This is a genomic window from Trichormus variabilis 0441 (genome assembly GCF_009856605.1).
GTDB classification, from domain to species: Bacteria; Cyanobacteriota; Cyanobacteriia; order Cyanobacteriales; family Nostocaceae; genus Trichormus; species Trichormus variabilis.
This window is the reverse complement of record NZ_CP047242.1, coordinates 1,975,444-1,998,766: the sequence shown is the minus strand read 5'-3', so window position 1 is coordinate 1,998,766 and position 23,323 is coordinate 1,975,444. Positions and strand designations below refer to the sequence as shown.

The window sequence follows — 23,323 nt, the reverse complement described above, 5'->3', positions numbered from 1 at the left end:
TTAGTCATCATTGCAATTCTTTTTTAGCTAACTTATTTACCCATGACAACAACACTGTTTAAAACACTAGGTGCTGCTACAACCCTCGCTGGAATTATTGCTACTGCTGGATCTGCTAGTGCAGCCTCACTCAGCTACACAAGTTCTACAGCTTTCGAGACTACAGATATCGAGAATTCTATTCTTGGGGTACAAAAGTTTAACTCTTCTCTTGGTACTCTCCAAAAAGTAACTCTAAATTTTGTCGGCGACTTAACTGGAAATGCAGAGTTTGAAAACAAAAGCAGAAACGCTTCTACAATAACAGTAAAGCTAAATGCTAACCTCTCTTTATCACAACCGGATCTTGTACCACAAACTCCGTTGTTGCTTGATCCAGAAAATCTTTATACTTACCAAGTTGCAGCCTATGACGGTACGGACGATAAGGCTGGGGCTTCAGGTAGGAAGATTAATACTCTAGCTGCGACAAAATCTACAACCTCAGTCTTTACTGATACCCAGTTTTTGCAAGCATTTACTGGCACTGGCAATATAGACTTTTTATTCTCAGCTTTGGCTAATTCAGTTGTTACCGGCTCTGGTAACATCAGCAGTGGTATAGAAACTTTAGCCAAAGCTAGTGTCACAGTCACCTACGAATACGAGGAAGCAAAAACAGTACCTGAGTCCTCTACTGTACTAGGACTTGGTTTAATAGCTGGTCTTGGTTTATTGTCGCAACGCAAACAAAACTGGCTCAAAACATCAGGTTCATAGATATTTCGGCGCGGATTAAAGTTAGTTAGTGACCGAACTTGTGCCAGAAATTACTACTACCTCATAATTTTGATAATTAGAAAAACCCAGATGAGCCAACAACTGGGTTTTTTTATTAGCTATGATTGTCGAGATTCGATTGTCATTGGGAGAATGTATGTCGGCTTGGCGCAAATATAATCTTATTATTCCTATTGGTATAATTATCTCTGTATTGCTTACTGGTTGTTTTGAAGATAAAACCACCCAATGTCAGCGACTGATTCAGGTGGTGAATGCGGGAAATTCCCTGATTGAGCAAAACAAAGGACAACAAGTCATTACAAGCTTACAATTATCGAAGGATTTAGAAGCAATTACAACCTCTTTAGCAGAACTTAGTTTCACAGACCCAAATCTGAAGGAATTTCAAACTGGTTTCATCAAGGTGTTCCAAAATATTAGTCAGGCGATCGCCACAGCAGGTAAGGCCCTTGGTGCAGCTAAATTAGCGGAAGAATCACCCACAGGTAAGGAAAAACTCAAAAAGGCTAGAACAGAAATTGATACGGCTCTCACAAAAGTAGCAAATACTACTGGCAAAGAAGCAGATACCTTAGTTAAGGAATTAAATAAATACTGCAATCAGCCTGAGTAGGTGACTGATAAAACCACTTACTTTTGTTCAATTTCCCTTTTAATTACGGTGAATCATGAATTTTTCACAGATAATTCAGGAATTTTAAACTAGCAGATTGTAATTAACCTGGAAGCAAAATAAAGAGAGGTTGTTAGACGTTACTTTTACGTAGTTTTTAGTATTTTGTACTACAACTCTTGATAACTATTTTACAAGAAGAGCTTTACCACTAATAATTTTATCGCTATACTGTGGCTTGTCAGGATTCATCTATGTTGCTCACACAAAAACAAATATAAACTAAGAAATTGAAACCAATTTAAAGCATTAGTTATGAAAAGAGACTATAGGGTGGAAAATTTCGTTGGATCACGATTTTGTGATTAGTTTATATTCTCATTCATCTGGGAACTGTTATGTGTTTTTAAGTGTATAAAAATACACAATTATCTAGTAAATAAAATTCAGACTAATTATACCTTTTGAGAGCGAACAGCTATGAAAGAAGAATTATTAGCCAGAGTATTGCAAGTCTTGAGTATAAATATGCGTTGGATGACTTGGAATTTATTTTTGGCTTTTATACCTTTGCTTTTGAGTGTTTGGCTGTTCCGCACCAGAAGCGGACGCTCTTGGCTATGGTGGCTAGGATTTTTAGTTTTCTATGCTTTTTTACCTAACGCACCTTATTTATTAACTGATGTAATTCATTTAATACACGATATTCGCACCATTGAATCGGTATGGATGATTACCTTAGTACTAATTCCTGTTTATTTGCTGGTGATCTTAGCAGGATTTGAAGCTTATGTTATATCTTTAATCAATTTAGGTTATTATTTACACCGCATTGAGAAAAGCGAATGGATTTTAAAGGTTGAATTAATCACTCATGCGTTGTGTGCGATCGGCATTTATTGGGGTAGATTTCTGCGATTTAATAGTTGGGATTTTATTACTCAACCAGATGCTGTATTGACTAGGGGTATAGAAGAACTTTTAGGAAAGCAGCCTTTGATTATTATTACTGCTAGTTTTGTGATCCTTTTAGTTTTGTACTTAATAATGAAACGAGTATCTTTAGGTTTTGTGATGCAGCGAAATAATCCGATAGGGAGAAGATCGGGGCGTGCAGAATACTAATATTGACTATTAACTATTCATTATTAGGTGAGTCATGGTCAATAGTGACTGTTGACATAAAGTCATCTGACTTGCCACCCTTAAGAGTATCGAAAGTTCCTTTAATGGTGCCGGCAATAGGAACAGCAACTAGTGTTCCTAATAAACCTGCTATTTCATATCCCATCAAAATTGCTACAAAAATCCAAATAGGATTAAGTCCAATAAAGTTACCCAGTAACTTGGGGCCTAAGAGATTGTCTTTGATCTGCTGCATGATAATTGCGGCGATCGCCACTTGCACTGCTAACCACCAGTTTTGCAAAAGTACCAAAATTGTTACTAACCCAATACCTAAAGTTGCGCCAATAAAAGGAATAAGTTCGGAAATTCCAATGAGTATGGCAAATAACAAAGCAAAGGGTACTTTGAGGATGAGGAAAATCGGGGTAAGCGCGACAATCATGAATAACCCCAGCAATAACTGGCTGAGGAAAAAGTTTTGGAAGTTTAACTGCAAAGATTTGGTTAAAGGGAGTCTGATTTTAGATGGTAGTAGATTCATCAGACCATACCAGACGCGATCGCCATATATCAGCATATAAAATGCCAGCACTACCACTAATATAAAATTGAGTAATCCTGAGAGCAATGTTCCAGCTAATCCCACCGCACCAGAAGCCAGTTGCTGCACTACACTTTGAATGCTAGCGTTTATTTGATTACTCACAACCCGCAAATCAAGGGGTAAACGTCGCTGCTTGGCAAATCTCTCAAAATGCTCTAAGTTTGCTTGACTAGCTGTTAACCAATCAGGAATCTTATTTAATAGTTGGACTGTTTGGTCAATCAGCATCGGCACTAAAGTAACTGCCAGAATGCCGAATAAAGTTAAGGTGACCAGCAGAACAATAACAACAGCTTGAGTACGGGTAATTCTCGCCCGTTCAAAAAATTTTACTGGATAATTTAGTAAGAAAGCTAAAATCGCCGCCAGACTCAGAATTGTAAAAGGGCTTTGAAAATACCGAAAAAGTACGGACAATAGCCAGACATTCAGAGCGATAACCGGGCCGCTCAGACCATAAATGAGTAAACTTTGAAGGGATGAAGAACGGCGCATTGATGCAAAGGAACTAAATCATTATGGATAGAACCATAGCTGACCTCCGCAAGGATTATACCCTAGAGGCTTTAAGTGAAGTAGAAGTTGATACTAATCCTTTCAGACAATTTAAAAGGTGGTTTGAGCAGGCTTTAGCAGCTCAACTTCCAGAACCCAATGCTATGACTATCGCTACAAGTACACCAGATGGTCAACCTTCCGCGAGAATGGTACTGCTCAAAGACTTTGATGAACGGGGTTTTGTCTTTTTTACCAACTATAATAGTCGGAAAGGTCAAGAACTAGCTGAAAATCCCCAAGCAGCTTTGGTCTTTTGGTGGGCAGAATTAGAACGCCAAGTCAGAATTTCAGGTAGGGTAGAGAAGGTTTCAGAAAGCGAATCAGACTACTACTTCTACAGTCGTCCTGCTAATAGCCGACTGGGTGCATGGGTATCAAATCAAAGCGAAATCATCGCCAGTCGAGAAGTTCTAGAGCAAAGGATGCAGGAATTTCAACATAAATATGAAAATCAGGAGATTCCTAGACCTTCCCACTGGGGGGGTTTGCGAGTGATCCCCTCACAGATAGAGTTTTGGCAAGGACGCTCTAGCCGCCTACACGATCGCCTGCTTTATACTCTTTTAAATGATGACAGTTGGGAAATTCACCGATTATCTCCTTAATATAAGTAGAAAAGAGTAAATAATTAAAGGTTTGTAGTGAGAACTTCAGTTCTCAAACAAGGGCTAAAATCCTGACTACGAACTGAAACCTAGTATTTTTACATCACTTAACATAGGTTTGTTTTTTCCAGTCGTTCTACTTAGTTGCGAATGCTGAGTAGAGTACCACCAAAAATATAAGATGGTGCGCTAACTACTCAACACTCATCACCTATTCTGCTACGGCGGATTTGCTAGCTAATTGCAGTTTGGGGTCTGGCATAAATTTATACCTCAGGTAAAATCCACCCCAAACAAACAGGACAATTAACAAAGCACCAATACCCAAAGGACTGGGTAGCCAAAAGACTACTTCTATATGGTTGAGTTCACCGGGTTGCAATTGCCATACCAGCTGTCCACTTTGCTTTTCTGGTGGAACGGCCGTTTCTGTTCTTTCAATGCTTTTGGCTCCCCAAGGTGTTTTTAAGGCGAATTTTAAATCAAGAATGGAACCAGTATCTGTTAAAACATTACCTTTATTGGCGATTAAAGAGAGCGATCGCAAATCTAAGTCATAAATTAATTGATTTCTGACTACCAAAAGAAAGTTATTTTGTGCCAATAACAAATTAGACTCTACCTTAGGAAATTCGGAATTTTCTCCACCTGCTTCAGTGTCATTTGTTTGATGGGTGCGGGAATTAAAAAATTCGTTGAATTTCGTTTGTAATTCCTGACCATTACTAAAAGGAATCGTCACAATGATTTCTTCTGGCGAAATGCGTTTGGCATTGCCTTCTAGTTTCCGGGCGCGGCGTTCTATGCTAGTTAACCATTCGTATACATAATCACCACTAAAACTAGTCAGCCTATCTGCCAATTTGATATGCTGCACCAGTTGACCATGATTAGAATTATCAAAATTCACCCCCACATCGTACTGCACACAGCCAGTTAATAGGAGTGATGTTAACAGCACTAATAAAAAAATGGGTTTACGAAGTTTATTTTTAGCACTTAAGTTTGGCAGAAAAAACTTATGCTGTTTGCTTAATTTCCGGAAAATTTTGCCAACATTAACATAATTCATTACTATATCCCTCCTCAAAAGTTACGGCACTTGGTGTATCAGTTGTCAGTTGCCAATAGTTTTCTACTTCCTGGCTCCTAAAAACCCAGCCAAACCAGATATGAAATAGTTAAACCAATCATAATTAAGGCCAGCCAGATGAAGCGATTATCTTTGGTATTTACCTGAGAAAGATCAACAAATTCAACTTCAGCAGGTGCTTTTTTTTCTGTAGGTTTACGTGGCTTGGCCATAACACGCGTTTTGGCTTCATTGTCAGACAGTGCGCCTAAATCAGGAATCTCTGTCATCCAATTGCTGGGTCTTTTCAATCTTGGTGCTTGCAGGATATAAAGCAAACGTCGGGCTTGTTGGCTAGTTTCTGAGTGGGGATGACGACGAAGTTGCTGACAAAGGGCGATCGCATCTTCAGTACGTCCAGCCGCTTCATAGGCTGTAACTAACCAAATTTCTACTTCACCCCCAAGGCGGGAGTTACGCGCGACTAAGGCGCTGGCTTTTTCAAGATTTTCTACCGCTTCTCGATATTGCCCATTTTCAAAAGCAAATTTACCCGCTTGATATCGAGTTTTAGCCAGTTCTAAACTTTCTGTACTCACTTTTGCCCACCGATCAGCACTAACTGGAAAATAGGGAGTGGGGGGTAGGGGGAAAGATTAGCCCCCATTACCAACTTACCCTCCGGGTGACGCTCCTTACGTCGCTACCGCTACGCTAACGCCAGTCCCCTACGGCGGGAAACCCCTCCGGGTTCACCAGTTGCCTACGGAGGGAAACCCTCCTACAGCACTGGATTCACCGCCTACAGGGCTGGACTCACCAATTACCCATACCCCTACAAATTAACTATACTGAGAACCGAGAATCATTGTCCCAATACCCACATCAGTAAAGATTTCCAGTAGTAAGGCGTGGGGAATACGGCCGTCTATGATGTGTGCGGCTCTGACTCCTTGAGCGAGCGATCGCACACAACAAGTAACTTTGGGGATCATCCCACCGCTAACAACACCACCATTAATTAATTCGCGGGCTTCCCGAATATCTACTTTGGGAATCAATGTTCCAGGGTCTTTATAATCTTTTAAAATACCTCTGGTGTCCGTTAATAAAATCAGTTTTTCTGCCCCTAAGGCAGCAGCAATTTCACCAGCTACAGTATCGGCGTTAATATTGTAAGCCTGTCCTGAGTCATCGGCAGCAACGCTAGAAACGACGGGAATATAACCGTTACTCGCCAAAGTTTCCAAAATTTTGATGTTAACGTTACTCACTTCCCCGACAAAGCCAATACCCTCTTGGCCTTGGGGACGGGCAGTAATTAGGTTACCATCTTTGCCACAAAGTCCTACTGCCAAGCCGCCAGCTTGGTTAATTAGGGAGACAATTTCTTTATTAACTCGACCTACCAACACCATTTCCACAACATCCATTGTGGGAGCATCGGTGACTCGTAGACCGTTCTTAAACTGTGCTTCAATTCCCAGCTTATCTAACCAACTGTTAATTTCCGGGCCGCCACCATGTACTAAGATTGGTCGCAACCCAACGCAGGATAAAAAAACAATATCGCGGATAACTTGGTCTTTGAGGTGGCTATCTTTCATAGCCGCACCACCATATTTAACAACAACGGTGCGACCGGCAAATTGTTGAATATAAGGTAGTGCTTCGCTTAGTACCTGCACACGAGTAGCTTCAGCTTGCCTGATATACTCAATATCGTTGACCATCATTGAGGAGCCGTGGATACTTATATATTTATGCAGTCAGTATAATTCGTAATTGTTGCTTTCATTGCGAATGACAAATTACGAATTACTAATTAGCAGTAGTTTGTTTCAGGACGCTGGGAATGACCTGCATAATTTTATTGGCAATTTGTTCTGGTGTTTCTTCTGCATTGACACAGATGCGTAAATCTGCTTGCGAATAAAGCGGTGTTCGTTGTTCTAGAAGCGATCGCAATTTGCCTTTAGGGTCATCATCCTGTAAAAGTGGTCTTGTTGTATCTGCCGCTAAACGTGCATAGAGTATATCTACTGAGACATCTAGCCACACAATTAAACCGTGGTGTAGGTAACTCCAGTTTTCTCGTCGCAACACAATACCCCCACCTGTCGCTACAGTCAACTTAGTATAGGAACAAACCTGCGCTAGCACATCGCTTTCTATCTGGCGAAATCCCGCTTCCCCTGCTTCGGCAAATATCTCGTTGATAGATTTTTTAGCAGCTTGGGCAATAACATTATCAGTATCTAAAAAGCCATAACCCAATTCCTGGGCGAGTAAATGTCCTACTGTAGTCTTACCAGCGCCCATCATACCGATTAAGTATAGGTTAACTCCCTGCAATAAACTACTCATTCTTGCTTAATTCTCCATTTTGCGACGACTTGTTTTTGTGTATCAGAATCTGGTGTGATGATTGAAAACAACCCCAGTAGAATGAGTGATGCCCAAGAAACCATAATACAATCAGCCTTACCCATCCCCGTATGAGTTTATCTAATATCTGCTTTAGGGTAGGTGCAAAAACTAGCGATCGCCAGGTAATATAATCAGGTCGTTTTTAAGTCTCTTGACCTTAATTGGTTGAAAAAGCCATTAACAATTTATAAGTAGCCATCATAAACTGCATACACCAGAACGCATGAAAAAGGATCAAAGTATTTTCAGTTTATGTAACAGAAGGAACACAATCTACTACCTCCTTAAGGACAGGAAAAGTTTACAGGTGCAGTGCTTCCTCTAGATATATTTCAAGAATCACAAAGGTGTTCTATAGCAATACTGCTAAAACTTTGATTAAGAATATTCATAAGTTCTGCTGGGATAAAATTATGCGAATACTTATTCCTTGAGAATTTTTTCTAATTATATCCGAGGCTTTCCTTTATTAGATACTAATATATATGTATAATTTTTTGACTCTAAACTGTTTATAATCCCTATAAATTAATCTAGCCATCGATACTAACTGTTATTTTTACTATTAAATATGTATTCAATATAACTTGGTAAATTTGTTGACAGTTATTGCATACAGTCAAAATAGATTGCAGGTAAATTTATAACTAATTTAATAACTTTCATGGGGTGGCTTCGTAGTAATGTATTAGGTATGGTTAGGTTTAAAGGAAATTTAATAAAACTTTTTTGAAACTTTAATCAACCAAGTTCAGTCAATATAAACAAGCCTTACTTTATCCTTTACGGAGCCACTTCAGTTGGACATAATACGGTGTTTTATACAGCACATGAACGATATTTTTACCTTTAGATTTAACTTGCTTTAATCAATATTTTTTAAAGACAAAGGTGTAAAAAATGACGACACTACTGTTAAAAGAGCATCAAACAGCTTTACCAAAATTGACAGTTTAGGTATAAACAATACTGCATATTCTCAGGTCGTTAGCTCAAATTAATTAATGTGGTGTGTAATGAGGCATCAACCATGACTCGAATTCGTGATGTTGTGCAACAAGCTTTAACAACAGGTTATCTCACAGTTGAAGCAGAAAACCAGCTACGTTACTTACTGACTACTCATTATGATTCGGAAGATTTAAACGCGTTCATGAGTTTGCAAGAAGCTGCTATGAACGGAAAAGTAAAGCAGGAATCTCGTGAACGATGTGGTGTTAAGTAAAAGTAGGGAGGTTTCCTGACTCGTTCGCAATAGCGTCTTGTAGAGAAGCACTCTGGCCTGTGTCAGGGAGAATTACATCTGGCTGTACATCCGGCTATAACCAACACAAATCAGCACTTATAGCACTTTCATTCATCATCATCAAAACCCCAATCATCCTCATCATCATTGGCTACCTCTTTATTGGGTGGCTGATATGGAGGAATAATAACTCGGTAATCAGCATCATAAACAGATTCGCTCTTACCTGCTGCGGTGTTTTTTGGTTCTCGGTAACTGTAGGAATATGTAGAACCTGACTGAGAGGCGCTTTTAGGTTTTTGTGGACGCTCATAAGTTGAAGAATCTGGAAATGAATCAGCTTGAGAATTGGTACTTGGTGTATTCCCTGGCTTTTCTGCAAAATCCCAGTCATCATCTGCACCGTTACTTTCCCAATCATCAAATTCATCACGAGCCGCGTAGTTAGTTTTATTTGGCGGTGCTTGGCTAGATGGGGGAGGTGTAAATTCTTCTTTGCGGTTCGCTGTACTACGGCTAGAGGTTGTGGTTGATTTAGGCGGGACTTGACGTGGTTGCCCCCCAAAATAATTGGATAATTTAAATAAGCTAATTATTAATAAAGATGTGGCAGCACCAGCAACTGTACTAAACAGTATCCACAGAGCCAATGGTAACGGCTGGCTTCGCATCCCCAAAAACACCAGAGGTAAAACTGGCGACCAATTCTGCACTAACAAAAGTGTTAGTCCACCTAGTACTGTTACTAATAAAGTTAAGCGAATTACAGCCATAAAAATAATTCGTAATAGCCTGCGGTGAGGCTTCGCCTACGCGGTTTTCAATTATATCCCTATACCCCAACCGTTGTGCAGGTTGGGGTATTAGACCAGATCCTTTCAACAATTGTACAGACGCGATTAATCGCGTCTCTCGTTCGCGGAGCGTCCCACACTTAAGCGCAATAAATTACACTTTACCTCCCTCCCATCGTTTTAGAGGTACGCAATCGATATCAAGTTGGTCTAGAGTACGAGCAACAACAAAATCAACTAAGTCCTCAATGGTTTGTGGGTTGTGATACCAAGCAGGGATGGCGGGGACAATGCGGACTCCAGTTTCAGCTAAGGTGGTTAAGTTGCGTAGGTGAATCAAGCTAAAAGGGGTTTCTCTGGGAACGATAACTAATTTACGTCCTTCTTTGAGATGCACATCAGCCGCCCGTTCTAGTAAGTCAGAACTCAAACCACCCGCTAGCTTGGCTACTGTACTCATACTACAAGGAATCACAATCATGCCTGAGGTGCGGAAGGAACCACTGGCGATATTGGCTCCTACATCGCTCCAAGGATGGCAACGCAGTTTGCCAGAGAGAGCAACCCCGGCTTGTTCTCGCCAGAATTGCTCTTGTTGTTTTGGTTCTGATGGCATCCGAGTTTCCTGTTCTGCTTGCCAAACCATGTAAGTTGATTTAGAGGCAACTAATTCAATTTCATAGTCGGCGGTGAGCAGATATTTAAGGGCGCGGACGGCGTAAATCAGTCCAGATGCTCCTGATACGCCGATAATCAGAGGTTTGTTATGTTGTGACACCAGATACTTAACAAAATTTATTCTTCATCTGCATAAGAGTCTAAATCATCAGATTCCAGGTCGTTTGGTAAGTAAATATCGGAAATATCACCATTGACATTACCGACACCTAAATTTTTAACTAAACCATCACTACCAACAGTGACTAAATCGATTTGCTGGCGATAGTAATCGACACTCTTGACTTGTACGGAAACCCGATCGCCTAATCTATAAGAAGCACGATTTTTTCTGCCAAAGAGTGCCTGTTGTCTGGCGCGGTATTCATACCAGTCATCCTTGAGAGAACTGACGTGTACTAACCCTTCCACGCGCAAAGGTACACCCGGATTGGTTGCAGCTTCGGCGGCTGGGACTTCGATTTCTACAAAGAAACCGTAGGATTGTACGCCAGTAATTACGCCTTGGAATACTTGACCAATACGCTGTTTCATCAGTTGGGCTTTTTGCAGTCCAGCTAAATCGGCTTCAGCTTCTTGGACTTCTTTTTCCCTGTCGTTGATTTGGATAATCACCCTGGTCAAGTCGCTTTGCATTTCCTGCTGCAACTCTGGGGCTAACACATTCCAGTTAATCTCGGAGTGGCTGGAGGAGTGGCGCAGGTTAACCCGTTCTTTGACTCTAGTATTACGGCGATCGCGTCCGTGTTCTAGTAACTGATAATACACCCTCTGCATCAGCAAGTCTGGATAACGGCGTAGAGGGGCTGTGAAGTGGGTGTATTGTGGTAGTGCCAAACCAAAGTGGGTGGCTTTGGTAGTACTGTACACCGCAGGCTTGAGGGTATCTTGCAAAAGATAAGTTAACACCTGCTCTGAGGGAGACTCAGCAAAAGCCTTGGTTAACTGTTGATAATCTAAGGGTTCAATATCTACATCTGGTTCTAGTGCTAGTTCTACCCCTAAATTAATTGCCAGTTTCAGCATTTCTTGGACATCTTCCGAATCTGGTGTGCCTTGAGTGCGCCAGATAGCGGGGACACCTAAAGCACTCAAATGGGTAGCGATTAATTCATTAACTAGTAACACCAATTCCATCAGTAGCGATCGCACTGGGGAATCATTCACCAGTACAGCTCCTAAACTACCCTCATCATAGTAGGGGTTGTGATTCGACGGCAGATTTAGCTGTAAGCTACCACGGGCTAGACGGGATTCCTTGATGGCTTGCCCGATCGTAGTTAAGTTTTGTAGCCGTTCTATAACCTGTGGCGAGTCTTTTTTCGTGGCTGCACCTTGGAGAATCGCTTCTGCTTGCTGTTTACTGATGTTGCTATCTACGTTAATGACACTGGGCTGAATTTCCCATTCCAAAACTTCTCCAGATTGGGAAGAAATCGTAATTAAAAAAGACAGTGCTAGGCGATCGCTCCCAGTTACGAGGGAAGCGCGATCGGCTACAGTATCCGGTAGCATGGACAATACCAATTCTCCCAAATACACCGACCGACCCCGTTTGATTGCTTCCCTGTCTAAAGGTTCATCTGGTTGGACGTAGTGAGATACATCAGCAATATGAAAACCTAATTGCCAATTGCCAGCTATTGTTTTCTCTAAACTAATGGCATTTTCTATTACCTTCGTGTCGCTATTGATGCCAGTAATAGTAAAGGTAAATAGATTGCGTAAATCTAGTTTATTTTTTAGGTCTGCTTTAAGTAGCCTTTTGGGTAACTTAGCGGCTGCATCTAATATTGACTCAGGGAAATTACGTGATAAATCATGTTTACAGGTAACTAAATCTATATCCGCCGCCGCTTCCGCATCGCTGCCCAAAATTTGGACTACACGACCCACTGGCGGATACTGGGCTAGAGGATAACGCAGTACTTCGACGTGAGCGAGGTGATCAATGGCCTCTTCTAGTTTGAGTTTGTTGGCTTGAATTTTCAACTCAAACAGCAGCCGATCATCTAGAGGGACAGCACGAAAACCGCCTTCTACTTGCTTAATCCGTGCCAGTAAAGTGTGATTGGAACGTTCCAAAATCAGCTTAACTTCTCCTTCAGGAGAACGGCGACGACTGCCTTCCTTGAGAACACGTACCAATACGCGATCGCCATTCCAAGCATTACTCAGATGACTTTCACGAATATAAATATCCTCAGCCCCTTCCACATCTTGAATGGCAAAGCAAAAGCCCTTACTAGAACAACGTAGCTTTGCTTCGATCATTCCTTCCTCGGAAATACGGCGATACTTCCCGCGTTCTTTTGCCAAAACCCCAATTCTCTCCAACACTTCCAGGGCGATGTGGAGCTTTTCTAAACTGTCTTCGTCCTCGCATCCCAGTTTCTTTTCCAAAACTTTGCGAGCCACCAATTTATCATCGGTGAAATTGGCAAGGAGTGTAGCGATTGAAAATTCCATGCAGTGAACCGACCTTTGGTCAAAACATCATTTTTGCTTGAATTTGGTTCTTTACCGTATACCCTCACGGCTTACGGATACTAGCTGGACACGAATTACCCTCAAGTTGGGTTCCCGAAGTCCCCACAAAGGAAACTAACCCAATTGAAAAGTAAGTTGCTTCTTCACAAGTCGCTCCGTGTAAGGTTACTTCTTTGCAGGAGTAAACTTCTGAAGAACTTCTCACTGCACGACAAACTCAGAGTTAGCTTGCGCTTAGGTTCCTTCATCTAACCAAACTCAGAGACTACGCCTGATTTACATTTTGCCCCATCAGGTAATTACGCGGCTGGTTTTGAGAGGCTGGTTTTAAGATTTACTCTCCACACTGACCAAAAGCGTTATGTAAGGGAAAATACAGGTGTTTGATTGTCTAGCTTGAAGGTACTTTTACGCCATGATACTCTGATTTTTACTAGGAGAAACTGCTGAATCACCCAATTTGCCCATATGTAGAATCGGTAACAATTAGGTAGCAGCTTAATAAGCAATGAGGGCGAACCTTATCTCCATTATTGTAGATTTAGAGCGCACTTCCAGAAAATAGTTCTGGACATTGAATTGGGTAAACAGTATAGCATTAATAGCCAACTCACTTAGAGTTAGTCAGGAAAAACAAAAAATTACCTCTACACTCAGCTATTGTAATAATTCGTAATTTGTGGTTACATTCTTTGCTCTTGCTCAAGACAACGGATATTTTCACCCACATACGAGGTAAGTGGATGTAAATTAAAATATATCCAGAGAGAAACCTTAAAGGAAAAAGTTAGTCACATTTACCAAGATTTCTCATCCCACAAAAGTTTGTTGATAACTTCGGTAGGATCAAAAATCTCCAAAGTGTAACCAGTGGCTGGGGTAAACAGGTAGCATCAACCCCATTATTCAATAGATTTAGATTTGGTGGCAGTATTATGTTGGCTCAATTCCAGAGCTTGTACCCCAACGGCAGTTTAATTTCTGAATTAGTCCAAATTTTTCAGGGAAAATATATCGTTCGGGCAAGCGTTCAAATTGAAGGTATCACTCGCGCAACTGGTATGGCAGCAGCAGAAACTGTGGAAGCCGCCGAAGACCAAGCAAGAACTAGAGCGCTGACCGTTTTGGGTATCACAGATACACCACAGGCATCAATAACGCCTTCCCCAAAACTCATATCTCAAGTACAGGCCAATCCTATCTCCCATGAGTCTACTTATACTTCGATTCAAAATGAGGATTTTGGCAAAAATAATTGGTCAATTGCTAACAATAACGATCAAAGCAAAGAGGTACTGAATAATACTTCAGTTAAAACAACAACATCTAAAAGTAGTAAAACTGAGAACCCAATTCCCGATTTACCCCAGAAATTACCTGATATTAACTATTACGAACCAGAACTGGAACCGCCAATTGAAGACCTACCTCCATTGACAGCACAACAGCCAGAAATTCCTACCATCACGGAAATAGCTAATAGTAATGTCACCCCATTCACGCCCCGAAACTACAGTCCGCAAGAGAACGTAACCAGCATATCAGGCGGCACGGGGAAGAAAAAGAAAAAAGCCGAGCCTGTAGATTTATCAGATGTAATTGCTAAAACTGATGTCGAATTGCAGCGTTTGGGTTGGACACCAGAACAAGGAAGAGAATATTTAATCAAAACCTACGGTAAGCGGGGACGTACTTTGTTAACAGAAGACGAATTACACAGCTTCCTCAAACACTTAGAATCTCAACCAGACCCAATTGCCGGGTTCTAAATTAGTCAATAGTCCAAAGTCAATAGTCCATAGTTAGCAAGTAAATTGACTATTGACTATTGACTATTGACCAATGATTACTGATTAACCATCGCCACTGGACGACTACCAGCAGCGTGACGGTCAATTACTTGGTCAATTAAGCCGTAATCTCTGGCTTCATCGGGCGACATGAAAAAGTCACGTTCGGTATCTTCAGCAATGCGCTCAATGGGTTGACCAGTGTGTTCGGCTAAGTAATCATTTAACCGCCGCTTGTGGTAGAGAATTTCCCGCGCCTGAATTTCAATATCAGTTGCTTGACCTTGAGCGCCCCCTAGAGGTTGGTGAATCATAATCCGCGAGTGGGGTAGACTCATCCGCTTACCTTTAGTCCCAGCACTCAGGAGAAAAGCACCCATACTTGCCGCTAATCCTGTACAGATGGTACAGACATCAGGGCGGATGTGCTTCATAGTGTCAAAAATTCCCATACCAGCAGTTACAGAACCACCAGGAGAATTTATATACAAGTAAATATCTTTTTCTGGGTCTTCTGCGTCCAGAAACAGTAACTGAGCAACGATTAAGTTAGCCAAGTTGCTGTCAACTTGTTGACCCAAAAAGATAATCCGCTCACGTAATAGCCGTGAGTAAATATCAAAAGCGCGTTCGCCTCGACCCGATTGTTCAATAACGATAGGAATAGTCATGCAGCGTGCTTGTAGCTAATTTACATCCATCTTATCAATTGGGTACTGGGGATTGGGGATTGGGGATTGGGGATGACATTTACTCCCTGCTTCCCCTGCTTCCCCTACTTCCCCTGCTCCTCCTAGTCCCCAGTTCCCTGTACCTAACTCCTAGTGCAGATGCACATCATCCTCTTGGCACTTTTGATAGTGAGATGCGTCTAGAGAGGTGGCTCTTCTCGTTAGAGGAAGAAAAATCAACCTTTGTTGGCAATTGCCCACCTGATTTTCAGGCTTGCTACTCACATTATGTAGCTTGGCGATCGCCTACGGTGGACAAAACACCATCTTGACCTAAATCAGTTCTGCATCCTCAATATTCAATATTTCTTTAGCTTTTTCATCAGCCAGGATACTGGATATTTAATGGAAATCCGTTAAACCAAGATAACGGGGTGTAGTTAGACTAACTAATTTCACGAGTAATGCTATCAACCGAGGGAGACCTGCCATGCTAGAAAAACTTGTGCAAGCCGCCATCATCACTTTCTTGCTCCACCTGATAGCAGGAATTAACCCAAATAGTAAAATCCAAACAAGAACAGTTACACCCACGCCAGAAGTCCCTGCATCTCTGGTGAGTTTTTTCCGTTCCCTACATTGAGGGGATGAGGGCGAATAAATTCAGTACTCATCACTCATTCAAGCTAGACTGGGCAAATAAGGCAACTACCACCATCTGCATCATGACTAATCGCCTTGCCCAAACCAAGAGTCTCTACCTCCGCAAACACGCCGAAAACCCGATTGATTGGTGGCCTTGGTGTGACGAAGCTCTTGCTACTGCTAAATCACAAGATAAACCAATTTTTTTGTCGATTGGTTACTCCAGTTGTCACTGGTGTACTGTGATGGAAGGTGAGGCTTTTTCTGACCAAGCTATAGCCGAATATATGAATGCTAATTTTTTGCCTATCAAAGTAGATAGGGAAGAAAGACCAGATATCGACAGCATTTATATGCAGGCTTTGCAGATGATGAGTGGTCAGGGAGGCTGGCCTTTAAATGTCTTTCTTTCACCAGAAGATTTAGTCCCGTTTTACGCTGGTACTTATTTTCCTTTGGAACCAAAGTACAATCGTCCAGGTTTTTTACAAGTACTAGAAGCACTACGCCGCTATTACGATACGGAAAAAGAGGATTTGCGCCAACGGAAAGCCTTGATTGTGGAATCGCTCCTCACCTCTGCGGTATTAAAAGGGGAAGCTACCCAAGAAGCTGAAGAAAGCGAATTATTAAGGAGTGGTTGGGAAACTAACACAGGGGTAATTACTCGCAACGAATACGGTAATAGTTTTCCGATGATTCCTTATGCTGAATTAGCATTGCGGGGAACTCGATTTAATTTTGCGTCTCGATATGAGGGAGAGCAAATTTCGACTCAACGGGGTCTAGATTTGGCTTTAGGTGGGATTTATGACCATGTGGCTGGGGGATTCCACCGTTACACTGTTGACCCTACTTGGACTGTTCCCCACTTTGAAAAGATGCTTTATGACAATGGGCAAATTGTCGAGTATCTAGCAAATTTATGGAGTGCGGGAGTCCAAGAGCCATCTTTTGCAAGGGCTGTGACTGGAACTGTGGCATGGCTGCAAAGGGAAATGACTGCACCGGCAGGTTATTTTTACGCGGCTCAAGATGCTGATAGTTTCACAACTCCCACGGACACAGAACCAGAGGAAGGTGCTTTTTACGTCTGGAGTTATGCTGAGTTAGAACAACTGTTAACACCAACAGAATTAACGGAATTACAACAGCAATTTACAGTCAGTCCTCAGGGTAACTTTGAAGGTAAGAACGTACTGCAACGCCGACACCAATGGGAATTGAGCGCAACTATAGAAACTGCATTAGGAAAATTGTTTGTGGCTCGTTATGGTAGTGCTGCGGATACCCTAGAGACTTTTCCACCAGCACAGGACAACCAGGAAGCAAAAACTACTCACTGGCCAGGACGTATCCCTTCGGTGACGGATACTAAGATGATTGTGGCTTGGAATAGTTTGATGATTTCTGGTTTGGCTAGGGCTGCTGCGGTATTTCAGCAACCTTTGGCTGGGGAACTAGCAGCTAAGGCGGCGAACTTTATTTTAGAAAATCAATTTGTTGATGGGCGGTTCTACAGACTCAACTATCGAGGGGAAGCGGCTGTGTTGGCTCAGTCGGAAGATTATGCTTTATTTATTAAAGCGCTGCTAGATTTACACGCAGCCACACCTGAAAATAGATTTTGGTTAGAAAAAGCGATCGCACTACAACAACAATTCGATGAGTTTCTCTGGAGTATAGAGCTTGGTGGTTACTTTAATACAGCGAGTGATGCTAGTCAAGATTTGATTATACGAGAACGTAGCTATATGGATAATGCTACACCCTCAGCTAACGGTGTGGCGATCGCTAATCTCGTGCGTCTGTCATTACTCACCGATGATTTACACTATCTCGATTTAGCTGAGGCTGGGTTAAAAGCTTTTAAAACTGTCATGTCTAGCGCACCGCAAGCTTGTCCTAGTTTGTTCACGGCTTTAGATTGGTATCGTAACTCTACTTTGATTCGTAGCACAATTGAGCAGATTAATTCTCTAACTCCCCAATACTTACCCACAGTTGCATTCTCTGTAGTATCTAGTTTACCTGACAATAGTGTGGGCTTAGTTTGCCAAGGCTTGAAGTGTTTACCATCGGCTAATAGTGTGGAACAGTTATTACAGCAAGTGCAGCAAAGTCAAAATAGGGGATAGGGGAGAAAGGGTGTAAATGACTAGTTTCGCCATTTCGTTATTAACCAGCTTATGAACCAGCCTACGCCGCTAAAGAGTAAGACTGCGAGAATACTGAGAATTGACGAGGCGAAAAAGGGATGGGGTTGGTTATCAGGAGATAATGCGGCTAAGGGTTGCTTGATTTTGTCGATGTGGGAAACAATGACACCGGAAGCTATTGCGCCGCCACCAAAGCCGATACCTATTATTTGGATTGTGGTTTCTAGAGTGCGATCGCGTTTTGCTTGTTCTACATCGCGCTCTGCTTGTTCTATTTCCACAATACCGCGAATTGTGTCTATGGCTTTACCTAACAATTCTGAGCCGTGGCGAAAATAACCCAAGTCGCCATTAATTTGTTGTTGGAAATAAGCGCAGTTTTTTTGGCTAAATGTTTCTAGAAAGCTGATATCTTCATTGGCGAAGATGCTTTTAATTTGTTGTAGTCTCTCGTTATAATTATAAGTATTGATAGCGATGGTATTTTGATATTCTTCTAAGTTTCGTAGTAAGCGTGTGTATGTTAATGATATTTGGGGTAAAGCTTTTAACTGGTTTTTCAAGTTACTTAAGTTGATTTTATTATCATATTGAGTATCATCTAATTTGGGAACTTTATCAATTGTATCTTCGACTTTTCTATAGGCTGAATCTAGTTCTTGATATATTTGACGACTATCTTTATAAGCTTTAACTGCTTTGGTGCGGAAGAAAAATAAATCTAGTAATTCTTGATAACATTGATTGAATTTATCGCCTGCTTGTTCGTCAGTAAATAACCATATTAGAACGTGTTGATAATTAGTTAATTGGCTAAATAAACCGTATTCAAAAATTGGACTACCAAATAACTCGCCTTGGCGGTTGAATGGTGGTAGAGGATAGTTATCAGGTAAGAAAGATTTTAAACACTCATTGGCTATTTGCTGGATAATTTGTCTGTCTTTTGCGCCTGTTAACCAGCCAGTAATTAGCAGAGTTTGACCAAGAAATAAAGGATTTGCGGGAACTATGAAGCAATTATTTTGATTTAATTGACGTAAAAAAGTAATGTCTACATCATCTGTCTGATTGTTATTTTCCTTTTCGGGACGGCGGAGATTTAGCCATAAACTGTAACTATCATATATTCTTAAGGGATGAGCAAAGCCTTTAATTAATAAGTCTTGGGTTTGGTTGAGAGAAATGTTACCCTGCAAATCCACAGCGTAGTTATCATCGATTACTTCTGAGTCTTTTAGTAAATCGACACGGGGGTTATCTGGGTTTTTATTGACATCAAGACGTTGATGGAGTTGTAGATATTGGTGTAAAGTTGCGCTGGCTATAGCGTTAGCCTGATGCCAAAGAAAGTCTTTATCTGGTGATGAATTGTTTATGTCACTACTGGCACTTTTGTACAATTGAAAAGCGAATAAATGAATATTCGGTGCATAAATTTTCATGGTTGCTTGGTTTGGCTATTGCTTGTTTTTCTCTCTTCTAGTTTCTTGAGTTCATCTTGTACTACTCGATAGCGATTTTCTTGAGTATTTTCTTGGATTTCTGGCTTACTTTTGCTGATTTTCTCAATTTCTCTTTCTTCAATTAATACAGCGTCTCTCACATCTTCATAGTCGAGATACCATTGGCGAATAGCTTCTGCAAATAAATCTGGTGGTTGGGTTTCTAATTGAGCAAGTTTGTTTAGTAATTCGGGGATGGCTACAATAGCTTCTGGCGAGAAAACATAATCTTGCTTTCTCACCACTTGGGTAAATGCTTGAATGAGTTTATCTGGTTCCATAGCTTTTGTTTTTGAGTTGGTTAATTGTTGAGGATATTTTACAAGTTATACCAAATTTTATATAAGAGGATGTTTCAAAAGTGATTAACTGTGATTTTAATTACATTAGTCCCCCCCTTGTAAAGCTATCTATTACCCACTTCTTTGTGCTGGGTGCAAAATGTGGTTTGATCCCCCTAAATCCCCCTTCAAAAGGGGGACTTTGATTCTTGTTCCCCCTTTTTTAAGGGGGGTTAGGGGGGATCAAAACGTTTTTGGGCAACTTTATAAGACTTGTGTGTACACCGTACCCTTTACAAGGGGAAGGTTAGGAAGGGGTAAAAATCTACGTTTGTCTGCGTTTAATTTGCTACTAATTTAATCTTTATTCTATTGAGAAGATAAAAACTAAACTGGAGAAATAGCAGAAAAAGCAGCCCAAAATTCTGGTCTTTTAAATGGTTGTTGTTCAGGTTTATATTGTTGTAAAAAGCCAATGATTTTTTGCTGTTGTGTGTTTTGCATATTGGTTTTACTTTGCACCCAGTCTATAATTTGTGATTGCGTTGCTCGGCGTAACCATGTTTGGGTATGGTTCAAGGCTAAGGACACATTATATTGATAAAGTGGTAAGTTTTCATAAAATTTAATCATTAATAAAGCTGTGTGAAAGTCGCTAACTGCCCATAAACTACTAATCATGTTAGTTGCACCAGCACGAATAAAACCACTTGCCAAGCCTATATATTCATCGCTGCTATTTGTATAGTCAATAAAACCAGTTTCGCAAGCGGACAGACAGACGAGGCGACAGTTATTTAAGTTTAATTGAAAGATATCTTCTAGGGTGAGGCATTTATCTAAATCTATTGCTGTTTCGTTGTCAATTCTCAGGTAGCGTGATGAGTTGATGGTGCTGGGAATGTTAGAGGTTACTGCATCGGCTAACTGTAAACCAGATTTTAAGGGGGAACGGAAGTTAAAGTAACCGTGACAAGAGAAATGCAGCCATTGGGAATTGCTGAGGGTTTCATTAGTTGGTGTTGCTGTTAATGCGGCTTTGGTGGCTTGGTGATGTTTGAGGATTTGTTGGGGTTGAAAATCTGCGGCTATGGTTTCCACTTCAATATCGGTGAAGGCTAAATCGTTAGTGGGGTTTTGAATGGCAAATAAATTACTGAAGGGATTTAATTCTAAGTTGGCTAATTTTTGCAATCGCCGTTGAGTAAATCGTAAAAGTTGATTACTTGGTGCATAACTTACGCCATGAGGAAATCTATCAAATAAATATTCTGGTTGTGATGAGTGTTTATTAGCTAGGGGTACAGCATGGAGTGGGAATAAATGTAAATAACGATGGGGAATGACAATCAGTTTTTTGTATTGGGAGGAGATGAGAGAAATTATCTCATTGAGGTGAAGGATTTGAGTGAGTTTGGTTAGTTGCTCGTTTAGCTGATATCGCCATTTTTGTTTATCTTCACCGTAGATTTGCAGATAATTATCAGTCCATTCTTCTAAATTATCTAAATTTTCTGAGGCTGATTGCCAAATGATTGGTTGATGGTTTTTAGTGATGATGAAGGCACGAAAACAATCAGTAAATATATACCATTGGATAATAACTGTTTCATCGTCTAAAAGATTTTGAATTTCTGCAAAACGGATTTTGCTGTCTATATCAGGGAGATTTTTTTGATTGATTGAGTCTGCTTTGCTTAATAGTTCTACTAAATAGCGGGTTTTGCTGCGTTCAATATATTCTATCGCTTCAGTGTCTTTGCCCAATGCTAGGCAAACTTCTATCATGCGTCTATAAAGTTTATTCCATTCTTCTGCTTGTTTGCGCTTGCCTTCTTCACCTAAATTATCACCTGCATTAATTTCACCCCGTAAAGCTTCGACGGTTGCTATTGCTTGGGCAAAGGTATCGTAAGCTAAGTTAAATTGTTTCTCTTCTTGGTATAGTATGCCGAGATTAAACAAAGTTTCTGCATGATTTTGAGGAAAATCAGTGCGGGTATAAACTTCCAGAGCCGCAGAATAAGCAGCGATCGCCTGCTCCAGATTCTCCCCTCTGTTTCCTAATATTCTGTTACGGTAAGCATTCCCCAGATTATTTTGCGTCATTGCCCATTTTTGAGGAAAATCAGTGCGGGTATAAACTTCCAGAGCCGCAGAATAAGCAGCGATCGCCTGCTCCAGATTCTCCCCTCTGTTTCCTAATATTCTGTCAGAGTAAGCAATCGCCAGATTATTTTGCGTCATTGCCCATTTTTCAGGAAAATCAGTGCGGGTATAAACTTCCAGAGCCGCAGAATAAACAGCGATGGCCTTCTCCAGATTCTCCCCTCTGTTTCCTAATATTCTGTATAAGTAAGCAGTCGCCAGATTATTTTGTATAGTTGCCCATTTTTCAGGAAAATCAGTGCGGGTATAAACTTCCAGAGCCGCAGAATAAGCAGCGATCGCCTTCTCCAGATTCTCCCCTCTGTTTCCTAATATTCTGTTACGGTAAGCAATCGCCAGATTATTTTGCGTTCCAGCCCAATCTACAGGAAAATCAGTGCGGGTATAAACTTCCAGAGCCGCAGAATAAGCAGCGATCGCCTCCTCCAGATTCTCCCCTCTGTTTCCTAATATTCTGTCAGAGTAAGCAGTCGCCAGATTATTTTGCGTCGTTGCCCATTTTTCAGGATAGGCTGGGCGAGTGTAAATAGTTTGGATGATTTCGTAGCCAGTAATGGCAATTTCCATGTTGTTGGCTTTGCTACCCAAGGGAAATTGCTGAATCAGATTACTAAAGTTACCAATCACATTAGCGATGGATGTTGCTGTATCTGGTTCTGCTTCTGCTAAGGTATTTGTTGCCCAACGGCGCAGTAATTCTGCAAAGATACGATTTAGTTTATCGGTATTAGCTGCCAGCAACAGGTAAATTACTTCAGGATTGCCGTTACTTTCTGCTGTTGCTCGCAATACTTCTAAGATAAATGGCGAGTAAGTCTCTATATCTGCTTCGGTGATGGGGGGCGTTTCTGGGGTGGTGAGATATGTTGCTAAGTTTCTCAACCAATTGGCTCTATTTTCTTCTCCCTGCTGGGCAAAATGCTCTGCTGCTAATCCTACCACCTGCACAAAGTCAGCATCTAGCAATTCTGTATTCGCTGCTAATATCTCTGGTTCTTCCCCACTAGGGCAATCTAGCAGGGTTTGAATTAGCTGATAATAAGCCTGTAAACGCTGTTCGTTCATGAGCAGGTGCAAGTATCACATAACACAATCCCATTAT

Annotated in this window: 21 protein-coding genes; 9 read left to right on the top strand and 12 right to left on the bottom strand. The window is 41.1% G+C overall.

Annotated features, from left to right (window positions below):
* Window positions 1–42 precede the first annotated feature (42 nt).
* The 3 genes from GSQ19_RS08015 (at window position 43) to GSQ19_RS08005 (ending at window position 2,521) form a co-directional block, all read left to right on the top strand.
* Entirely contained in the window at window positions 43–759 is a 717-nt protein-coding gene (locus GSQ19_RS08015; protein ID WP_011317435.1) for a choice-of-anchor E domain-containing protein, read from the top strand.
* A 121-nt stretch (window positions 760–880) separates the two neighbouring features.
* Entirely contained in the window at window positions 881–1,396 is a 516-nt protein-coding gene (locus GSQ19_RS08010) for a hypothetical protein (protein WP_104009879.1), read from the top strand.
* A gap of 480 nt (window positions 1,397–1,876) precedes the next feature.
* Entirely contained in the window at window positions 1,877–2,521 is a 645-nt protein-coding gene (locus GSQ19_RS08005) for a DUF1361 domain-containing protein (RefSeq protein WP_011317433.1), read from the top strand.
* 13 nt (window positions 2,522–2,534) lie between these two features.
* Here the strand turns inward: GSQ19_RS08005 and GSQ19_RS08000 are convergent, their stop codons facing one another.
* Window positions 2,535–3,623: an AI-2E family transporter gene (locus GSQ19_RS08000; RefSeq protein WP_011317432.1), complete on the bottom strand. Its 1,089-nt coding sequence runs from the start codon at window positions 3,621–3,623 to the stop codon at window positions 2,535–2,537.
* A gap of 23 nt (window positions 3,624–3,646) precedes the next feature.
* On the opposite strand from GSQ19_RS08000, the gene pdxH reads away from it, so the two are divergent.
* A complete protein-coding gene (pdxH, locus tag GSQ19_RS07995; protein WP_011317431.1) occupies window positions 3,647–4,291 on the top strand; it encodes a pyridoxamine 5'-phosphate oxidase in 645 nt (214 codons plus the stop codon).
* A gap of 211 nt (window positions 4,292–4,502) precedes the next feature.
* Here pdxH and GSQ19_RS07990 read toward each other — a convergent pair whose 3' ends face one another.
* From GSQ19_RS07990 to GSQ19_RS07975, 4 genes are all read right to left on the bottom strand, one after another.
* The gene (locus GSQ19_RS07990) at window positions 4,503–5,363 is read right to left on the bottom strand and encodes a DUF3153 domain-containing protein (RefSeq protein ID WP_011317430.1); all 861 of its coding nucleotides are present in this window, start codon (window positions 5,361–5,363) and stop codon (window positions 4,503–4,505) included.
* Between the two features lie 77 nt (window positions 5,364–5,440).
* Window positions 5,441–5,962: a tetratricopeptide repeat protein gene (locus GSQ19_RS07985; protein ID WP_011317429.1), complete on the bottom strand. Its 522-nt coding sequence runs from the start codon at window positions 5,960–5,962 to the stop codon at window positions 5,441–5,443.
* 243 nt (window positions 5,963–6,205) lie between these two features.
* On the bottom strand, window positions 6,206–7,099 hold the full coding sequence (gene argB / locus GSQ19_RS07980; RefSeq protein WP_011317428.1) for an acetylglutamate kinase: 894 nt from the start codon (window positions 7,097–7,099) through the stop codon (window positions 6,206–6,208).
* A gap of 85 nt (window positions 7,100–7,184) precedes the next feature.
* On the bottom strand, window positions 7,185–7,730 hold the full coding sequence (locus tag GSQ19_RS07975) for a shikimate kinase (protein ID WP_011317427.1): 546 nt from the start codon (window positions 7,728–7,730) through the stop codon (window positions 7,185–7,187).
* A 1,093-nt stretch (window positions 7,731–8,823) separates the two neighbouring features.
* Between GSQ19_RS07975 and GSQ19_RS07970 the strand changes: the two genes are divergently transcribed.
* Window positions 8,824–9,018: a hypothetical protein gene (locus tag GSQ19_RS07970; RefSeq protein ID WP_011317426.1), complete on the top strand. Its 195-nt coding sequence runs from the start codon at window positions 8,824–8,826 to the stop codon at window positions 9,016–9,018.
* A 128-nt stretch (window positions 9,019–9,146) separates the two neighbouring features.
* On the opposite strand, the gene GSQ19_RS07965 is transcribed toward GSQ19_RS07970, so the two are convergent.
* From GSQ19_RS07965 to GSQ19_RS07955, 3 genes are all read right to left on the bottom strand, one after another.
* Window positions 9,147–9,812: a LapA family protein gene (locus GSQ19_RS07965; protein ID WP_011317425.1), complete on the bottom strand. Its 666-nt coding sequence runs from the start codon at window positions 9,810–9,812 to the stop codon at window positions 9,147–9,149.
* 175 nt (window positions 9,813–9,987) lie between these two features.
* Window positions 9,988–10,611 (bottom strand): flavin prenyltransferase UbiX, encoded by a 624-nt coding sequence (locus tag GSQ19_RS07960; RefSeq protein ID WP_011317424.1) that lies wholly within the window; start codon window positions 10,609–10,611, stop codon window positions 9,988–9,990.
* Window positions 10,612–10,628: 17 nt separating this feature from the next.
* The gene (locus GSQ19_RS07955) at window positions 10,629–12,980 is read right to left on the bottom strand and encodes a ribonuclease R family protein (RefSeq protein ID WP_011317423.1); all 2,352 of its coding nucleotides are present in this window, start codon (window positions 12,978–12,980) and stop codon (window positions 10,629–10,631) included.
* 956 nt (window positions 12,981–13,936) lie between these two features.
* On the opposite strand from GSQ19_RS07955, the gene GSQ19_RS07950 reads away from it, so the two are divergent.
* Entirely contained in the window at window positions 13,937–14,770 is an 834-nt protein-coding gene (locus GSQ19_RS07950) for a hypothetical protein (protein WP_011317422.1), read from the top strand.
* 77 nt (window positions 14,771–14,847) lie between these two features.
* Here GSQ19_RS07950 and clpP read toward each other — a convergent pair whose 3' ends face one another.
* Window positions 14,848–15,462: an ATP-dependent Clp endopeptidase proteolytic subunit ClpP gene (gene clpP, locus GSQ19_RS07945; RefSeq protein WP_011317421.1), complete on the bottom strand. Its 615-nt coding sequence runs from the start codon at window positions 15,460–15,462 to the stop codon at window positions 14,848–14,850.
* Window positions 15,463–15,467: 5 nt separating this feature from the next.
* On the opposite strand from clpP, the gene GSQ19_RS07940 reads away from it, so the two are divergent.
* The 3 genes from GSQ19_RS07940 to GSQ19_RS07935 all read left to right on the top strand — a co-directional run bounded on the left by GSQ19_RS07940 (window position 15,468) and on the right by GSQ19_RS07935 (window position 18,245).
* On the top strand, window positions 15,468–15,794 hold the full coding sequence (locus tag GSQ19_RS07940; RefSeq protein ID WP_011317420.1) for a hypothetical protein: 327 nt from the start codon (window positions 15,468–15,470) through the stop codon (window positions 15,792–15,794).
* A 158-nt stretch (window positions 15,795–15,952) separates the two neighbouring features.
* Window positions 15,953–16,105, top strand: a complete 153-nt coding sequence (locus tag GSQ19_RS29695; RefSeq protein ID WP_185478864.1) for a hypothetical protein — start codon at window positions 15,953–15,955, stop codon at window positions 16,103–16,105.
* An 82-nt stretch (window positions 16,106–16,187) separates the two neighbouring features.
* The gene (locus tag GSQ19_RS07935; protein WP_041455973.1) at window positions 16,188–18,245 is read left to right on the top strand and encodes a thioredoxin domain-containing protein; all 2,058 of its coding nucleotides are present in this window, start codon (window positions 16,188–16,190) and stop codon (window positions 18,243–18,245) included.
* Between the two features lie 20 nt (window positions 18,246–18,265).
* Here GSQ19_RS07935 and GSQ19_RS07930 read toward each other — a convergent pair whose 3' ends face one another.
* The 3 genes from GSQ19_RS07930 to GSQ19_RS07920 all read right to left on the bottom strand — a co-directional run bounded on the left by GSQ19_RS07930 (window position 18,266) and on the right by GSQ19_RS07920 (window position 23,286).
* Window positions 18,266–19,711, bottom strand: coding sequence for a hypothetical protein (locus GSQ19_RS07930; RefSeq protein WP_011317418.1), 1,446 nt, complete (start codon window positions 19,709–19,711; stop codon window positions 18,266–18,268).
* Window positions 19,708–20,052: a hypothetical protein gene (locus GSQ19_RS07925; protein WP_011317417.1), complete on the bottom strand. Its 345-nt coding sequence runs from the start codon at window positions 20,050–20,052 to the stop codon at window positions 19,708–19,710. Before GSQ19_RS07925 ends, GSQ19_RS07930 begins: the two co-directional genes overlap by 4 nt.
* 387 nt (window positions 20,053–20,439) lie before the next feature.
* Complete coding sequence (locus tag GSQ19_RS07920; protein WP_159368349.1) at window positions 20,440–23,286, bottom strand: CHAT domain-containing protein; 2,847 nt, start codon at window positions 23,284–23,286, stop codon at window positions 20,440–20,442.
* Between the last annotated feature and the right edge of the window lie 37 nt (window positions 23,287–23,323).

Coding starts and splice junctions, on each gene's coding strand:
- GSQ19_RS08015 (WP_011317435.1), top strand. CDS start 43: ATGACAACAACACTGTTTAAAACACTAGGTGCTGCTACAACCCTCGCT.
- GSQ19_RS08010 (WP_104009879.1), top strand. CDS start 881: ATGATTGTCGAGATTCGATTGTCATTGGGAGAATGTATGTCGGCTTGG.
- GSQ19_RS08005 (WP_011317433.1), top strand. CDS start 1,877: ATGAAAGAAGAATTATTAGCCAGAGTATTGCAAGTCTTGAGTATAAAT.
- GSQ19_RS08000 (WP_011317432.1), bottom strand. CDS start 3,623: ATGCGCCGTTCTTCATCCCTTCAAAGTTTACTCATTTATGGTCTGAGC.
- pdxH (WP_011317431.1), top strand. CDS start 3,647: ATGGATAGAACCATAGCTGACCTCCGCAAGGATTATACCCTAGAGGCT.
- GSQ19_RS07990 (WP_011317430.1), bottom strand. CDS start 5,363: ATGAATTATGTTAATGTTGGCAAAATTTTCCGGAAATTAAGCAAACAG.
- argB (WP_011317428.1), bottom strand. CDS start 7,099: ATGATGGTCAACGATATTGAGTATATCAGGCAAGCTGAAGCTACTCGT.
- GSQ19_RS07975 (WP_011317427.1), bottom strand. CDS start 7,730: ATGAGTAGTTTATTGCAGGGAGTTAACCTATACTTAATCGGTATGATG.
- GSQ19_RS07970 (WP_011317426.1), top strand. CDS start 8,824: ATGACTCGAATTCGTGATGTTGTGCAACAAGCTTTAACAACAGGTTAT.
- GSQ19_RS07965 (WP_011317425.1), bottom strand. CDS start 9,812: ATGGCTGTAATTCGCTTAACTTTATTAGTAACAGTACTAGGTGGACTA.
- GSQ19_RS07955 (WP_011317423.1), bottom strand. CDS start 12,980: ATGGAATTTTCAATCGCTACACTCCTTGCCAATTTCACCGATGATAAA.
- GSQ19_RS07950 (WP_011317422.1), top strand. CDS start 13,937: ATGTTGGCTCAATTCCAGAGCTTGTACCCCAACGGCAGTTTAATTTCT.
- clpP (WP_011317421.1), bottom strand. CDS start 15,462: ATGACTATTCCTATCGTTATTGAACAATCGGGTCGAGGCGAACGCGCT.
- GSQ19_RS29695 (WP_185478864.1), top strand. CDS start 15,953: ATGCTAGAAAAACTTGTGCAAGCCGCCATCATCACTTTCTTGCTCCAC.
- GSQ19_RS07935 (WP_041455973.1), top strand. CDS start 16,188: ATGACTAATCGCCTTGCCCAAACCAAGAGTCTCTACCTCCGCAAACAC.
- GSQ19_RS07930 (WP_011317418.1), bottom strand. CDS start 19,711: ATGAAAATTTATGCACCGAATATTCATTTATTCGCTTTTCAATTGTAC.
- GSQ19_RS07925 (WP_011317417.1), bottom strand. CDS start 20,052: ATGGAACCAGATAAACTCATTCAAGCATTTACCCAAGTGGTGAGAAAG.
- GSQ19_RS07920 (WP_159368349.1), bottom strand. CDS start 23,286: ATGAACGAACAGCGTTTACAGGCTTATTATCAGCTAATTCAAACCCTG.